Here is a 15,620-nt window from a genome sequence, read left to right on the forward strand (position 1 = left end):
TGACTGCGAGTGGTCCAAGTTCCTCGAGCTCAACCCTTCGGCGGGTTGGGATCCTTGCCGTAGGAGTTCTTCTCGCCGATTGTTCCGTCTGTTTTCTTGATCGTGTGTTCCACGCCGTCCCGCTTGGCAGCCTCCCGGCCTACTGCTTGCTGCTCCGCCTTGGTCCCTCCGACCGCGAACGCTCTACTACTACCTTGACGCTTGCTCTTCCAATCACCATCTTCTTGGTAGGTGTCGATGTCGCCTTTAGCCATGATTCCTCGCTTTCATATTGGTGATGTGATGATGGTAAGCCAACGATGGCTAAAACCAACCCCCACTAGTCGGGTCCGGCGCTAGTTCTTCTTGGGTTTAGGCGGACCGGGCTTATTTGCAGGGGAAGAGCCTTGAGGAATAATTGGAACTCGAGCGGGTTTTTGCCCTTCCTTCGAGACCACGCGCTGCGGTGCCTTGTTCTCATGTGTACGTTGCGATCTATTCTTCTCTGTCATCAGACCCCTGTCCTTATCTGCTTCAGCTCAAATTGGAGACAAAGTGCCCTCTGACCCAATTGGCATACTATTTTACATCTTTTTAATATTTCCTGGCCTGGCGTACCGGTACGCCACCGCAGGGCACCGTGCAACAACACGCCGATCGCCCTTTCGCGAGGTCGCCGCTGTGGTTGCGGTGAGCGCCCTCTGTTGGGTGGTCATCGTCTTGATCGTATTCATCTTCAGTCTTGTCGTACCAGGTATTAGCGAAACAATGAAATCAATTGTTCTCGATCCCAATCGAGTCTTCTCACGCCATCCAACTTCAACCGTAGGTTGGTTACTAGGATTTTTGGCTTTCTCAACTGTGATCGGCTTCTTGCTCGGTGGTGAGAAGTTGTACAAACGCCGGACTAAGTTTCTCCAGCGCTTCGGTGGCTCTATCAACGAAACCTCCGGCTGGGAGGAAGCCTTCGACACCCGATGCCCAGGAGAAAGTGAAGTGCACGTCGGAATTCAACTGAAGAGTGGTGCGTGGGTGCAAGGAGTTCTACTTTCCCGAACACCATCTACAGACGAAGGCCCGGACCGATCTATCCTGTTATCCGGTTGCATCCAACAACGGCTATCGGGCAGACGGAAGCTAGAGGACGTTAAGGGCTATGAAGTACTAGTGGTGCATGCGACCGAGATCGACTTCATGTCAGTGGGTTACTACCCGCCCGGGACATCGGATCGTTGGCAAGGCATCGCTCCCCGCGCGGGGGCTGTGTGATGAGCTTCGGCTGCCAGCGTCAACCGCCGAGCGGATCGCTCGATATTACTCCAATGGTGGTCTGCGTTGGAGTTCCGTTTGGCCACACTCGACCGCAATGGATCATCCCTCACGGCGGCACCATCTGCCTTGACGGCATAACCCGCGCTATCACCGCCGACTACAACTGATCCCACGCGTGCCGGGCCCAGCGGACGGGCGGTGACCGCTGCGATTCACAGACCAGTGGGCGAACCAGAAAGTGCGACCGAAACTATCTCTAGACCGTTTTCGGGAATTGCGATAGAATGGTGGAAGAAGGTACCCGAGCGAAGAGGAGTGAGCCATGGCGACGTCGACTGTCACTGCGACCACGCAGGCTGAGCGTGAACGCAGGGTCGCTGAGGCGATTCACAGTGGCGAGATGGAGGGTCTGCACGTCTCGGACGCTGGCCGTGAGGACGCCCAAGAGTACGTCGCCGGCCGTATCGATTCCGATGAGCTGGTTGCCCGCGCCCGCGCCCGCTATGGCCTCGGCTGATTTCGCTGACCCGTACCTCGATCCAGAGACGGGTTTATTGAGGAACAAGATCGGCGCCCGAACGAAGGTCGCTCTCGATGAGGCGGAGGGCGACCTTTCGTTTGCCCGCCTGATGCAGCTCATGGATCACCCGCCGAAGGCGACGGGTGACCTTAATGAGCTGTGTGCGATTCATCGCCAACTGTTCCAGGACGTCTACGAGTGGGCGGGGGAGCCGCGCACGGTCGACATCCGTAAGAATGTCGCGGGAGCTGAGCATTTCCTGCCTGTGTCGATGATCGAGCGCGCCGGCGGCTTCGCCGCAGAGGAGCTGCACGCCGACAACTACCTGCGTGGCATGGACCGAGACCGGTTCATTGACCGGCTGGCCTATCACTACGACCAGTTCAACTATGTGCATCCTTTCCGTGAGGGCAACGGCCGCACACAGCGTGTCTTCTGGAACCGTGTCGCTCGGGACGCTGGATGGCAGCTTAATTGGCGTGCCGTGCGCGGATCAACCAACGACGCCGCATGTCGGGCAGCGTCCGAGCATCGCGATCTCGCGCCGTTGTGTGGCATGTTTGGCGAGATCGTCGCCAAGGCTACTCCGGTCGCTGAGCGGGGTGCCGCGTGGCGGGCCGCCGAGCAGGCTCGGCTGTCATTCCCCACAGGCCCCTCAGGTGCCGTCCAACGCCGCCATGGTGGCCCATCGAGCACACCCCAGGCACGGATCACGCGCGCACCCGGACGGGGGCCCGGTGGGTTGGGGGAGGGGAGATGAGCAGGGTGATTGGTTACGCCCGGGTGAGCCCGCTTGAGCAGAAACCCGAGGCGCAAGAAGCCGAGTTGCGAGCAGCTGGCGCGGTTCGCGTGTTTGTCGACCACGGAGAGTCCACTCGTGCGCCCGACCGGCCGCAGTGGAATGCGTGCCTGGAGCATCTGCGCGAGGGAGACATGCTCATGATCCGTGCACTCGATCGCATCGCCGGGACTGAACAGATGGCTATTGAACTGATCTGTGATCTTGGGCGGCGCGGCGTCAGGCTCCGAAGCCTCACTGAGCCCTTCCTCGACGTCGACACGTCGACACCAATGGGAGAAGTCATCGTAAGCATCATGGCCGTGCTCGCCCAGCTCCGGATCTCGACGATCCGAGAGAACACTAGGCTCGGCCTCGTACACGCTCGCGCCAATGGGCGTGTTGGCGGTCGCCCGTCCGTCATGACGCCCGAGCGCACCGCCGCCGCGGTGCAGATGCACGCGACCGGACGCAGCATCGTGCAGATCGCGAAAGTGCTCGGCGTTGGCAAGTCATCCGTTTCCCGAGCACTCGCCAAGGTGGACGAAGAGAGCAAGGCGACCGCATCCGCGTAGACCAACGGCATCCAACGGTCTAAATCACTGTTGGGACGCTAGTTCGATACACCTGTCGTTGCAGCGGCAGTCGCTGAGTAGTGCAATTCCACCCCTACGTTCCACCGGCAAGAGGGGACGCGCCCGGTCGCCGAACGGTGACTCGGCAGGCGACCTGTCAGGTGGCTATTCGATACCCATTATGGGGTGGATCCTAGTGTCAAGGCTGATTAGTAGAGCCGGACACTTTTACCGGTGACATTGCGGGCGCCATTAAAATTGTATTCAGTGTTATGTCCCATCCGGCTGGTGCAGATGGTGGGGCCGCTTATTTTTGTCGTCCAGCAGATCCGCGCATCCCTGTTCCTTGAGTTGAACGCTCCTCGGGAAGGCCATGTGCCCTTTGCTGTGCCGGTTCCAGCGAACCCAAAGTTAAAGCTGGGTACGTTTCCAATCCAGCAAGGACGGTTGTTCGAGCAGTTGCTTCTCGTCGGGGTGAGCGCCGCGGGCCCCGCGATAGCCACCACTGACTCGACGACTCCGGACTCAGGGTCAACGGTGACCTTCTTTGTTTGATCGGTCGTGAGGAGCTCCTGCTCCTTAGTCGACAACTCGTCTTCGTCCGTGCTTTGATCGCTCAACTGAGCTATTGCCGGACCCAGCTCCACGACTTGTTCTTCCTGGGACGTCGTCTCATCATCGGCCATGGCCGCTCCGCCAGATAGGGCGACGCTGAGGCATGTGACGGCGAGGAATGTGAAAAGCGAAGTGGAGCGACGGAGCATGAGGGGATTATCCGATCTAGGGGGATATCTACTTGTTCACCAGCAAATCACGAAGGTCGCAATTCAATGTGTCGAGCGCATAACAATCGTCGCGACAAGCGCTTATCTGGGTATTAGACATGTTGCTGTCCAGCTGTCACCACCAGGGCTGCCCTTTCGGCCGTGGGTATGCGATGGATTGATGGACCGGTGCGCGATCACGGTGTCACCTTCGAGGTCCATGCGGCAGTCCAGGTTTCGGGTCCGACAAGCCCGTCGATAGTGAGCCCTTTCTCTTCCTGGAACTGCCGGGCTACTGAGGCTGTCTGATCTCCGTAGAGACCGTCGACGGCTATAGCCCATCCGCGGGAACGCACCTGGGTTTGCCAGCGTTGGAGATCGGAATTGTGTGAGTAGTAGCCGCTGACCGACGTGGACGGTCCGTCTTTGGGGCCGAAGTAGGAACCAGCAGGCAGGGGAAATTTCGGCGCTGCCTTGGTATCGGGAGGCGGTGTAGAGCCGGTGCCACCACCTCCGTAGCGTTTCCATGCTGATTGATCGCCAGCGAAGTAGTTGAGGTCAACGTCGCCGGCGATACCTGGGGTGCTTCCTTTGAAGCTGTATTGCCAGAGTGCTCGGACCGGCCAAGGGCCGGTCCCTGGGTCGCTGCTTCCCGGCCGCGCTACCCATAGTCCTGCCCCCGTGCGCCGGACTTTCGTCCACGATCGGGCTTTGAGCGTGGAGGTATTCATGTAGATGAGCGGGACTACTCCTGTTTTCGCTGCCACGCGCCTTAGCCACTCAGCGGCCCAGCCATCGGGGTCCCGATGGTCGATTTCCCAATCCAACGCCATGAGTTCACCGGCGCGGTGGCCAGCTCTCGACAGGAAGTGGTCGGCCTCCTGCACAGCGTTGCCGCCCTTGGCGAAGTGATACATCCCTACCAGGAGATCCCTTTCCCGAGCAGCCGCCATGTTCGCCGCGTAGGTGGGATCGGTATAGCTCGTCCCTTCCGTGGCCTTGAAGATTATGAAATCCGGGTCGACCTTCGACCAGTTGATTGCGCCCTGCCAGTGCGACACGTCCGCACCATGTAATACCGCCATGCCGATGTCCTCTCCTGACGCCTAGTTTCGTTGCCCTAGCCCCGCCGGGGCCTGTTGGCAGGAGATCGTCATTTTTGCACCGACCACTGACAGGCCAGCTCAAGATGCCGGCGGACCTAGGACCCTCGCGGAGCGAGACTCGCTGTCAGTAGTGCTGGCTACGGTTCCCATACGACGTAATCAGACGATTACGTTTCGGTTCGATTATTAGGAGCTCCATGGCTGACGAAGCAGTACGGGAAGCCCAGCAGTGGGTTAACGCCACATACAAAGGCGTGAACGGTTACACGGCTGTGGCCGAGGACGGAATTACCGGTTTCGCAACGATCAAGGCACTCACCAAAGGCCTGCAGCACGAGCTCGGGGACGCCAAGGTGGATGGGATCTTTGGTGATGGGACTCTTGCGAAGTTGACGGCACAGTTCCCGGTCGTGAATGAGAACACAACGAACAAAAACGTGAGGATCATTGTCCAGTGCGCCATGTACTGCAAGGGATATGACGGCGGCGGCACCGACGGGATCTTCGGCGCAACCACCAAGAGTGGCATTTCTCGATTGACGACCGACATGGGCCTCGGTGGAGGGATCGGGATCACTCCGAAGGTGTTCCGTGGCCTCCTCACCATGGATGCCTATGTCGTGACGTCCGGTGGAACTGAGGCGGTACGGCGGGTCCAGCAGTGGCTGAACGCGACATACACCAAGCGCGAGAAGTTCATGATCATCCCCTGTGACGGGAACTTCTCACGGGACGTGCAGAAGGCCCTAGTTCGCGCACTACAGTTCGAGCTCGGACAGAGTGACGCCGCAGCCGATGGAATCTATGGCGCAGGAACCGCTAGCGGAATCAAAGCCCAGGCGGTTCTGTCGGTCGGGTCGGCCGACACTGCAAAGAAATTCGTGCGGCTGTTCCAGGCAGCGATGATCTTCAATGACCGCACCGTGCCCTTCGACGGTTCGTTCACCGCGTCGACGAGCTCGTCCGTCAGCGAGTTTCAACGCTTCATGGTGTTGCCGGTCACCGGCAAGGGGGATTTCCAAACGTGGGCAGCACTGCTGGTCAGCACGGGTGACGCTGAACGTCCTGGCACCGGCGCCGATACCCGTTTCCCTATCTCCAGTGCTCGAGCTGCAAAGCTGTACGCTGCCGGGTACCGAGTGGTGGGCCGCTACCTCACGAACGCAACCAGTGCCGGCGCCTTCGACAAGAAGATACAGCCGGGGGAGACCACTGCGATCTTCGACAACAAGCTGCGCCTCTTCCCGATCTTCCAGACTTACGGCGGTCACGCCAGCTACTTCACCCGGGAGCAAGGTGAACGCGACGGCGTGGCAGCCTATGACGCCGCTCAAGAGTACGGATTCCACCGGGGAACCATCATCTACTTCGCTGTCGATTACGACGCCATCGACGAAGAAATCTCATCGACGATCTTGGCGTACTTTACCGGCGTGGTTTCTGCGCTCCGGTTCAGCGGCAGCAAGTACTTGCCGGGCGTGTACGGGTCGAGGAATGTGTGCCTTCGTGTCTCCAGGGAAACGGGTATCAGCCGAAGCTTCGTCAGCGGAATGTCCACGGGGTTCAGCGGGAACCTGGGGTACCCGATGCCGGATAACTGGGCGTTCAACCAGATCAAGGAGTTCCACTTCGAGGACCCGGACCCTGAGTTTCGCATCGATAAAAGCATCGTGTCGGGGCGCGATCAGGGGCAAAGCTCTGTCTCCGCACCGGCCGCGCACGACACCGCGTTCGATGCCGCGTACACGACTCAGATGACTAACGAGATCGTCGCCTGGTTCGACCAAAACATGACCGGGCCACAGAAAGCTGTCGCCATTCATCTCGACCGGGCAGCAAACGTGAAGTTCATGCTTCAGTTTGACGCTCTAACCACGAGGTTAAGCCGTTCCTACAACATGAAGAAAGCACTCATCCAGACTGTGCTGCTGTGGGAGTACTGCCTGCAGAACAGACTGGATGCTGCCGCCGACGTGGCGGTCAAAGATTATTACGTGGCGCGGATGGCCGGAATCACTCCACCATCTCAGCTGCCTGACGACTCCAGCACTGGCGTGTGCCAGATCTTCGCCCGCACCGCTATCGATGCCACCAACTTCGCCGTCGGCAAGGGGATCTATTCCAGCCGGACGTTCGATGCTGCCAACTGGAGAGACGTCTGGCAGATGTGGCAGAACCTTCAGGAGGAGGCGGGCAACATCGCTCAAGCCGCGCTCGTCCTCATCCGAGCGGCGAACCAGGCCGGCGTCGGAGTGGACTACTGGAACTTCTCAGCCGCCAGCGTCCGGGCTGTTCTTGCCCGATACAACGGCACCAATGCTGACGCTACAGAGTACGGACGCCGCAATTACGGCCTGTACACAATCCTTGAGAAGTACAACGCCCTGTCCCGAAGCTGATTAACGGCCCCACGATCCCAAACCGTTCCTGTGACTCGGTGGGATTGTGGGGCGTCAGGGGACCTCTTCGGCTAACTGGTCGATCGCCATATATCCGAAAAGCACCAGCACCGGGATTGCCGCGGCAAGGATCAAGAGCGTCGATGTCGTGGCTAGGATCCATGCCGCGCGTCTGCTCTGCGTGCGATTGATGAGGGTTATAGCGAACGCCGAGTAGGCAAAAACACCCAGCACGACGATCCACACCGCAAAGGAGAGCGGAACACCTGATAGGTCACTAATGAGGCTGACTATCAGGAAGAGCATGACGATTGGAACGACAAGGGGGAACGAGACACCAAGCGCGACAACCGCCAACACCATCGGTGCGTGGTGCTGCTTTCGCTGGGGAGCCACCGTCGGCGACGGTACGGCGCTGACCATATTCATGTCACCGCGTCTTTCCTTAGGCGATTCGTGATCTAAGCGTAGCGTCCGAAAAGTGACAGCCAGGAGTGGCCACAGTGATGAGAACTCGAGAAGCAAGCGACGCCGGACTTTGATCAGTGGCTCAATCGTCTCTCCACGTCCGACTCTCTCAAGAATCCTCCGCTGATAGGCCGCCTGCGCACCTTACAACCGCTGTGGTGAGACACATCCGAGGAGAGACTGTCAGTGGCCCTGGCTAGGTTGGTTGTAACGTCCAAATCGGACGTTGAAAGCGAAGTTCGATTTATAGGAGACAATGTGGCTGATGAGCTAGTCAAAGAGACTCAGGTTTACCTCAACCAGACCTACGGGGGACGCTCTGGCTGGGTCAAGCTTGGCGAAGACGGTCTCACGGGTTGGGGCACCATACGCGGGCTCACCCGGGCGCTGCAGTACGAGCTCGGTCTCACCGCAGACGGGGTCTTCGGTGATGGGACCTTGGGCAAGTGCCCGACGATCAACGAGAAAACGGCCAACAAGAACCTGATCCGCATCGTTCAGGGTGGTCTCATCTGCAAGGGGTACGGCGCCGATTCTCCCAACGGTGCTGGAACGTACGGAGCCGCCACAAAGAATGCGGTACGGGCCTTGCAGACCGACGCGAACGTGCCAGACAAGAGCGGAGAAGCCTACCCGCAGATCGTCAAGGGTCTGATGAGTATGGACGCCTACAAGCTGATCCGGGCAGGGTCAGCAAGTATCCGGGAAGTCCAGCAGAGACTGAACAACAAGTATTTCGCCTACACGGGGTTGCGCCCTGCCGATGGTGTCTACACTGCCGGCACGAACCGCGCCCTGATCATGGCTTTGCAGGTCGAGACACCGGGGAACCACGCCGTCGACGGCATCTGGGGAGGTGGGACTTTTCAGGATATCCCGAATGGTACTCCCAGCGACGGTACTAATCTCGCGATCTTGGCGCAGTGTGCCCTACGTGTCAACGGGTATTCCGTGCCGCTCACCGGCTTCCTCGGGTCCAGCGACACTCGCGATCAGGTGCTCAAGTTCCAGCGTTTCATGATGATCGGCGTTGATGGGGTTATCGGTCGCAGGACCTGGGCAGCCCTGCTGGTCAGTTACGGCGATAAAACTCGACCTGCCTACGGTGCTGATTTCGCCGTCGCGGCTACTGTGGCCGTGATGAATGGCGCGTTCGACGCCGTGCACTTGCACAATGGGCACGAGGAGACAGATGAACTCAAGGTGATCGGACGCTACCTGACCACCCTCAAAGACACCGAAACCAAGCAAGCCCTGACCCGACAGGAGTTCCAGGAGGCATCAAACCGTGGGCTGCGGATCTTCCCGATCTACCAGACTGGAGGAAGAAGCATCACGGATTTCACCGCAGCAAAAGGAAAGAGCGATGCCGCGGCCGCCGTAACAGCGGCGACCAAGATTGGCTTCACAACCAACGCCATCATCTACTTTGCCGTCGATCTGGACGTGACCGACGACCAGATCACGTCAAATGTGCTGCCGTACCTCTCGGCCGTCCGCAGCTACATGACCTCGCTAGGGACGAAGGGTTACAAGGTCGGCGTCTACGGGAGCCGCAATGTTGGAATCCGTGCTAATGACCTCATTGAGGCCGCGTTCGTCTCCGATATGTCCTCAGGGTTCAGTGGGAACCTAGGGTTCCCACTTCCTCCGAAGTGGGCCTTCGACCAGTTCGCCAACGTCAACGCACACCGCTGGTACACCGATCCGGAGGGGAACAGGGTCGACGGGAAGGACTTCGACATCGACCTTGTGATCATCCAGGGCCGAGATCCCGGCCAGGCGTTGCCCGTCACATCCTAGTCGGGCTGCTTGTGGCTCCGTGTGTACTCGTCGTACCGGTCGATCGCGGCCCCGTCCATTGTGGGCTCTGCTGGCCGGAATGCTAAGTACCGTTCCTCGTTTCGGTAGGGGAAACGGATGTTCACGACATCGGCGCCGTTGTCGGCGAAATCGACCTCCCAGGTCACAGTGGCCGGGCCGTTGTCATATCCCTTCAGCTCGTACACATCTGTGACTTTCAACGACTCACACGGCGAAACATGAGTGTCTCCTTCGGGGTGCGACGGCAATCGCTGTTGCACCTCGAGGGAGTCCTTGCTCACTACATCCCCGGGGTCCTCGTCGTCTTCAGGAGTGTAGGAAATCAGTGCCTTCCGCGAGTCTGCAAACGAATTGATTGAAAACCCGGCAAAGTCTGAGCTATCTCGACCTCCGCCGACGTGGCTAACCATCGCGCCGGTCCTCTCCCAGCACCCGGGTTGTGAATCGATCGGGGTGGGGGACGAACACCCGGCGAGCTGGACTGCCGCCAGCCCGACAACCAGAGATACGGCGAGCGACCTTCGTCGAATCCGCGGCCGCTCAGATCCGAATTTCATCGCTGCGATACGTACTGAACTCAAGCGGCAACGGCCTCCAAACTGGTGGAACGGGCGGAAGGCCCATACATAGAGGCCAGTGTAGTAGGCCGACCGCAAGGCTCCGGAAGACATTCCCAGCGCATTTGATGGAGTCTAATGACATTTAGAATGCTTTACTGCATTTTAGTGGAGAGCCTGCGTATAAAGTTCACAATCATTTGCGGCGTACCTCCATGAACTGTCGGACGAGCGGTGGGATGGCGACGTCGCTGCCTTAACCCGGGAGGAGATTCCGCCAGGTATCACATGGGAGAGGAAGGATTCTGGCGATGATGACAAGTAGGCGCGACCGACGATCGGGCAGCAAGGCAGTCAGGTACGGCAGGAACAACACGCTACTGAGGTATATGCTCTGGAGCATCTGGAATTACCGGTACTACTGGTGCTCGAAGCCCAAGGACTTCACCGATACCCAGATCGACCACATCATTCCTCAGTCCGTGAGCCCTTCGAAGCGCACGGAGCTGTTCAAGGCGTTCGTTTTGCCCGACGACTACGACCTCGATGATCCAAGGAACCTCGCGCCGATCTGCGCCGACTGCAACGGCCCGAATGGGAAAGGGGGCAACGTCCTGGCCCCGACACCCGCGCTTGGTGGAAAGTTGGAAAAGGCCAAGAGGATGCGCTCCGACGTTATAAAGCGAGTGAACGCCTTCAACCGCAACTCGAACCTCGGAAAGGCTCTGCTGCGAGTTAGCGAGTCAGACCTGAACAATGACGAGTCACGCAGACTGTTTGAGGAACTGGCCCCGGGCGTCGTCCAGAAACTCGCCCTCATTAACAAAGACAAGGCCGACTTTCAGACGTGGCGAACAGAGAACGTCGAAGTCGAGCGTCAGCCGCCGCTCGAAATCGTGGTCTCAGTTAACAGCAGAGGGAGAACCGCGCTCACAATCCTCGAGGAGGTGTGGGATTGCAACTTCAGCGAGATTTTCGCCGATCCGGTCGACAGCCTACGCAGACAAATAATGGATAGAACGCAGGTCGAGTTCGAATCGATCGAACCGTTGTCGACGGGTGTGACCAACGCGGGGCCACCCAGTGAGCACTACATCGACATCACGATTAGCCCTATCGACTTCTCACGAGTGGGTTCTACCGTGGAGTTCACTTTCACCGGGCATTTCGACACTGTCTTGTCCGCCTCCCTGGTCCAAGGCGGCCCGGACGGCGATGGGCTTGACGAACTTCAGGGCGAAGCTGTCGCAACTGGATCGTTCTCCTTCGACATTCAGTGCGATTCTTCGATGGACGCAGAGAACCTTGACATCGGCGAACCCTCCATCACGTCCTGGCAAGCCATCGTCGACCTAAGTTACAGCTGAACCGCCCGCCGAATTGAGAGCAAAGACGTTATCGCTCGCTCTGCGGTTGACGCAAAGTTGCGCTTCACGTTTAGCAACATTTAACCGATGTAGATACCGGTTGATCGCGTTTAGTTGTATTTACTTAACATAAGATACGTTATCTGCGTTTTATGGAAAACTCCACTCAGCCCACGAATTGGGACGCTAGATCGATAGCACCTGTCGTTGCAGCGGCAGTCGCTGTCTGCAGTGCAACTCCCCCCGCACGTTCAGCGAGACGTTTCAGCGCTCCAGCACGGCGCTTAATCACTTCGGGTGCTGGTGTATCGGCCGTTATTGCGTCCTGCAGGTCATCGATTGCTTGTTCGACATCGGATCGATCGCCATCGTCGGCAACATCGGGCAAGGCTGTGCGTAGTGCCTTCAGGAGGTCGACCACTTCAGCTGCTTTCACTCCGATGGATTGATTCTGCTCGGAGTGCTTACCCTGTCCGATCACGCCGTTATTGGTAGCAACGTCAACGTTGTAGGTGTCGCTTGAGCCGCCCTTCACAATGATTTGCACCGCGGCATCAACCTGCCCTTTCGAGGGAATCTCATCGTCTCCGACGTTCGCGGCAATCTCGGCCACTAGACCAACCAGTGCCGTACGGGCCTTCCCAACCACGCCAGCCATCGTCTCGCGAGGGATCTGGTAATAGATTGTCTGGACCGTTTGGTACATCGAAAGCTCACGAGACCAGAGGCTTGCGAGCATAGGAAAACCCTGCATGGACATCTTTATCGAGTCACGTTGGTTAGCCAGTTGTTCCAGTTCTTCAATTGGTTGTCGGAGGTTGACCGAGTCGGGAACTTCGTCACGAACTTCGGCCGGTAGTTGGCGAGTGCCAATCCGTTGGCCTTTGAACCAAGTATTACCACTGGTGCCATCAGCGAAGAGGCCGGCGGGAATGCACCGATAGGTTGGCAGCGCGTCTTCGTTTGAATAGCCATTCAGCTCCAAAGCAGCCCATTCACGAAGCGCGTCTGATCGCGTTTCAGACCCCAGCATCAAACAGGCTCGCAACAGACCTGCTAAGGTCTCGGATTCATCGAGGACCCGGTTTCGCAGCATCCTCAAACTGGTGTCGTTGCTCATGTCCCCAACGATAGTCGCGCTCGAATCGAGTCGGTCGATCACGGTATTGGTTGGAGTCGGGCTACGACCGTGGCGGCCTTCGACCGTGCCCGCGGGACCATCGGATGCCTGCGCTGAAGGCGTGCCCAGAACAAAGATCCGCGGTCAGCTCGGCGGCGAACGAGCCGTGGCGATCCGACTGGCCGAGATCCTCCGCGGCTTCCGGCTAGCCGGAGACCCCGACGGCTCACCCATCACCCAGGCAGAAGCAGCCGTGAGAATAGGGATCGCTAGGTATACGCTGCAGCGCCTCGAGAGGTGTGCCGGTAAGGATGGCGACCCCTACGAGTACCCGACATACGCCACCCTCGTGGGCGCTGCCGAGCATCTCGGGCGTAGGTTCGTCGTCCGTTGACATTTCCTATATGATCTCTGAAGTAGTATTCCGTCGTACTGGTGTGCGGCGAAGAATCGATGTCAAGGGAGTCATTGACGGATGAGATATAGCTCGGAAACCTGGCCAATGGGCGCAGCCATGCTGCAGTATGGTGCGACGCTCCCGGATGGCAGCTCGGTTCAGGACGCGGATCGTTCCGTCTGGGACAAGGTATTCGCCGAACTTGTGCACGAGGGATTCGATCACGTCGACTTCACCGACACCTGGCTTCGTCCCGGCGACCTCTCTGCAGATCGGCTCGCGGAGCTCAAGGCGTCACTGGATGACGCCGGACTCAGGGTCACCGCGATCTCGGTTGTCCGCCGCAGCGTTATCGCTCCGGATGAAGAGGTCGCGCAGCAGAACTTCGACTACGCCATGCGCACCATCAAGGCAGTGAAGTACCTCGGTTCCGAAATACTGTCGCTCGGGTTGCACATGCCGCTGAGTAAGGAACAGAAGGACGCGCACTGGTTCTGGCTGGCCGACGGTCACAAGGATCCCGAGAACGACCCCGCCACCTGGAATCTCGCCGTCGGGCGGATCCGCGCGCTGAGCGATGCCGCCGCCGAAGAGGGCATCAAGGTGTCGCTCGAAATGTACGAAGACACCTACGTCGGCACCGCTGACAGCGCCGTCGCCCTGGTAAAGGACATCGACCGCGAGAACTGCGGACTTAACCCGGACATCGGCAATATCGTTCGGCTGCACCGCCCGGTTGAACACTGGGAATCCATGTTGCAGAAGATGCTTCCGTACACCAACTACTGGCACATCAAGAACTATCTGCGTGATTACGACCCGGCGACAGGGGCATACTTTTCCGCGCCGGCGCCGCTGGCCTCAGGCTACATTTCCTACCGCCGAGCGATGGAAATCGCGCTCGAGGTCGGATTCGATGGCCCGATCTGCCTGGAGAGTTACGGCGGAGACGGCCTGGCCGTCTGTGCGCAGAACCGCGAGTACCTGCGCGGCATCCTGAAGTTCAAACTGGGCAAATAGTCCCCAGCCTCCCGGGCGAACCGCCCACCATCCCGCCGTCCACCGGGCCAACGAACGGCGCGCGCAGAACCACGGCCAAAATCATCAAGCAACCAATATCTCAAAGGGGAGTGCTAAGTGTCTTCGGCAACTTCAAACGTGCTTCTGGACTCGCCGGTCCTCAAATCGGCGATCTCCAAGGCATCCCGGCGGCTCATGCCGATGCTGGTCATCCTGTACGTTGTGGCGTTCCTGGATCGCACCAACGTGGGCTTTGCCGAAGCCGCGCTGGAAGCGGACAAGGGAATTACGGCAGGCGCCTACGCGCTCGGCGCCGGAATCTTCTTCATCGGTTATGCGATCTTCGAGATCCCCAGCAACCTGATGCTGAAGAAGGTCGGCGCCAAGATCTGGCTGGCCCGGATCGCCATCACCTGGGGAATCGTCTCGGCCTGCTTCGCCTTCGTGCAGGGCGAAACCTCGTTCATCCTGCTCCGGTTCCTGCTCGGTGTCACCGAAGCCGGCCTGTTCCCTGGCGTGATCATGTTCCTCGCGGAATGGTTCCCGAACAAGGTGCGGGTGAAGATGTTCGCCATCTTCTACCTGGCCCAGCCGTTCTCTCAAATGATCGGCTCGCCGCTGTCCGGCTGGCTGATCAACATCGGCGACCAGGTTCCGGGCGTTCACGGCTGGCAGGTGATGTTCTTCATCGAAGGCATGCTCGCCGTCCTTGCCGGTATCGCCTGCTTCTTCTTCCTGATCAATGGGCCGGAGAACGCGAAATTTCTCACTGCCGAAGAGAAGCTGGCGCTGAAGAATGTGATGGCCCAGGAAGACACTGTGAAGGAAGAAACCGGGCCTTCCGGCGTGCTCGCCGCAATGCGTAACGGCCGGGTTTGGTACTTCACCATCATCTACTTCTGTCTCCAGGTCGCGGTCTACGGCGTGACGTTCTACCTGCCGCAGCAGGTATCGCAGCTGACCGGTAAGGAAGTCGGCATCGAGGTCGGCCTGCTCTCGGCGCTTCCATGGCTCTTCGGGCTTTTCGCCTGCTACTTCGTCGGCCGCGCAGCCAATACGGTCGCACGGCGTCGGAACTTCGGTACCGCGCTCTTCCTCTCCACCGGCATCTGCATATTCGGTTCGGCGTGGGCCGGCGTCAACGGCCTGCCAGCCCTTGGCATCATGTTCATCTGCCTCGCGGTCTGCAGCTTCCTGTCGATCGGCCCGATCGCCTGGTCGTACCCCACTGCATTCCTCACCGGAACCGCCGCCGCGGCCGGAATCGGCCTGATCAACTCGCTCGGAAACCTGGGCGGATTCGTCGCACCGATCCTGCGCACCGAGGTCAACGACTTCTTCAACTCGGCGACCGACAGCGCGGGTGTGTACGCGCTCGGTGTGCTGCCGTTCCTTGCCGCGATCCTGATGTATGGCACCAAGCGGTTCAGGAACAGTGCGGACGCGTTGCTCGACAAGTAATACTTGCCCGTAG

General features: G+C 59.0%; 16 protein-coding genes. 10 read left to right on the forward strand and 6 right to left on the reverse strand.

Going from position 1 to position 15,620, the window contains the following annotated elements:
* Nucleotides 1-29: 29 nt before the first annotated feature.
* Nucleotides 30-254 (reverse strand): DUF2188 domain-containing protein, encoded by a 225-nt coding sequence (locus LWF01_RS17490; protein ID WP_349638651.1) that lies wholly within the window; start codon nt 252-254, stop codon nt 30-32.
* 280 nt (nt 255-534) lie between these two features.
* Here LWF01_RS17490 and LWF01_RS17495 point away from each other — a divergent pair, with 280 nt between their 5' ends.
* From LWF01_RS17495 to LWF01_RS17515, 4 genes are all read left to right on the forward strand, one after another.
* Nucleotides 535-1,248, forward strand: coding sequence for a DUF6338 family protein (locus LWF01_RS17495; RefSeq protein ID WP_349638652.1), 714 nt, complete (start codon nt 535-537; stop codon nt 1,246-1,248).
* A 325-nt stretch (nt 1,249-1,573) separates the two neighbouring features.
* Nucleotides 1,574-1,768, forward strand: a complete 195-nt coding sequence (locus LWF01_RS17505) for an antitoxin VbhA family protein (protein WP_349638653.1) — start codon at nt 1,574-1,576, stop codon at nt 1,766-1,768.
* 37 nt (nt 1,769-1,805) lie between these two features.
* Nucleotides 1,806-2,531 (forward strand): Fic/DOC family protein, encoded by a 726-nt coding sequence (locus LWF01_RS17510; protein WP_349638654.1) that lies wholly within the window; start codon nt 1,806-1,808, stop codon nt 2,529-2,531.
* Nucleotides 2,528-3,124 carry a recombinase family protein gene (locus LWF01_RS17515; protein WP_349638655.1) on the forward strand — a complete coding sequence of 199 codons (597 nt, stop codon included), beginning with the start codon at nt 2,528-2,530 and terminating at the stop codon, nt 3,122-3,124. Before LWF01_RS17510 ends, LWF01_RS17515 begins: the two co-directional genes overlap by 4 nt.
* A 209-nt stretch (nt 3,125-3,333) precedes the next feature.
* Here LWF01_RS17515 and LWF01_RS17520 read toward each other — a convergent pair whose 3' ends face one another.
* Both LWF01_RS17520 and LWF01_RS17525 read right to left on the reverse strand, forming a co-directional pair.
* A complete protein-coding gene (locus tag LWF01_RS17520; RefSeq protein WP_349638656.1) occupies nt 3,334-3,810 on the reverse strand; it encodes a hypothetical protein in 477 nt (158 codons plus the stop codon).
* A gap of 275 nt (nt 3,811-4,085) precedes the next feature.
* Nucleotides 4,086-4,973 (reverse strand): GH25 family lysozyme, encoded by an 888-nt coding sequence (locus LWF01_RS17525; RefSeq protein ID WP_349638657.1) that lies wholly within the window; start codon nt 4,971-4,973, stop codon nt 4,086-4,088.
* 218 nt (nt 4,974-5,191) lie between these two features.
* Here LWF01_RS17525 and LWF01_RS17530 point away from each other — a divergent pair, with 218 nt between their 5' ends.
* Entirely contained in the window at nt 5,192-7,393 is a 2,202-nt protein-coding gene (locus tag LWF01_RS17530) for a glycoside hydrolase domain-containing protein (protein WP_349638658.1), read from the forward strand.
* Between the two features lie 54 nt (nt 7,394-7,447).
* On the opposite strand, the gene LWF01_RS17535 is transcribed toward LWF01_RS17530, so the two are convergent.
* Complete coding sequence (locus tag LWF01_RS17535; RefSeq protein ID WP_349638659.1) at nt 7,448-7,822, reverse strand: hypothetical protein; 375 nt, start codon at nt 7,820-7,822, stop codon at nt 7,448-7,450.
* Between the two features lie 297 nt (nt 7,823-8,119).
* On the opposite strand from LWF01_RS17535, the gene LWF01_RS17540 reads away from it, so the two are divergent.
* A complete protein-coding gene (locus tag LWF01_RS17540; protein WP_349638660.1) occupies nt 8,120-9,664 on the forward strand; it encodes a glycoside hydrolase domain-containing protein in 1,545 nt (514 codons plus the stop codon).
* On the opposite strand, the gene LWF01_RS17545 is transcribed toward LWF01_RS17540, so the two are convergent.
* Nucleotides 9,661-9,966, reverse strand: coding sequence for a hypothetical protein (locus LWF01_RS17545; protein WP_349638661.1), 306 nt, complete (start codon nt 9,964-9,966; stop codon nt 9,661-9,663). The two genes, LWF01_RS17540 and LWF01_RS17545, sit on opposite strands and share 4 nt — an antisense overlap.
* 587 nt (nt 9,967-10,553) lie before the next feature.
* Between LWF01_RS17545 and LWF01_RS17550 the strand changes: the two genes are divergently transcribed.
* Nucleotides 10,554-11,609, forward strand: coding sequence for an HNH endonuclease (locus tag LWF01_RS17550; RefSeq protein ID WP_349638662.1), 1,056 nt, complete (start codon nt 10,554-10,556; stop codon nt 11,607-11,609).
* A gap of 166 nt (nt 11,610-11,775) precedes the next feature.
* On the opposite strand, the gene LWF01_RS17555 is transcribed toward LWF01_RS17550, so the two are convergent.
* Nucleotides 11,776-12,729, reverse strand: a complete 954-nt coding sequence (locus LWF01_RS17555; protein ID WP_349638663.1) for an AbiTii domain-containing protein — start codon at nt 12,727-12,729, stop codon at nt 11,776-11,778.
* Nucleotides 12,730-12,850: 121 nt separating this feature from the next.
* Here LWF01_RS17555 and LWF01_RS17560 point away from each other — a divergent pair, with 121 nt between their 5' ends.
* The 3 genes from LWF01_RS17560 (at nt 12,851) to LWF01_RS17570 (ending at nt 15,607) form a co-directional block, all read left to right on the forward strand.
* Nucleotides 12,851-13,123 carry a hypothetical protein gene (locus LWF01_RS17560; protein WP_349638664.1) on the forward strand — a complete coding sequence of 91 codons (273 nt, stop codon included), beginning with the start codon at nt 12,851-12,853 and terminating at the stop codon, nt 13,121-13,123.
* An 81-nt stretch (nt 13,124-13,204) separates the two neighbouring features.
* Entirely contained in the window at nt 13,205-14,146 is a 942-nt protein-coding gene (locus LWF01_RS17565; protein WP_349638665.1) for a sugar phosphate isomerase/epimerase family protein, read from the forward strand.
* Between the two features lie 117 nt (nt 14,147-14,263).
* The gene (locus LWF01_RS17570; protein ID WP_349638666.1) at nt 14,264-15,607 is read left to right on the forward strand and encodes an MFS transporter; all 1,344 of its coding nucleotides are present in this window, start codon (nt 14,264-14,266) and stop codon (nt 15,605-15,607) included.
* Nucleotides 15,608-15,620: the final 13 nt, after the last annotated feature.

Origin of the sequence: Saxibacter everestensis (assembly GCF_025787225.1) — a bacterium.
Lineage (GTDB): Bacteria > Actinomycetota > Actinomycetes > Actinomycetales > Brevibacteriaceae > Saxibacter > Saxibacter everestensis.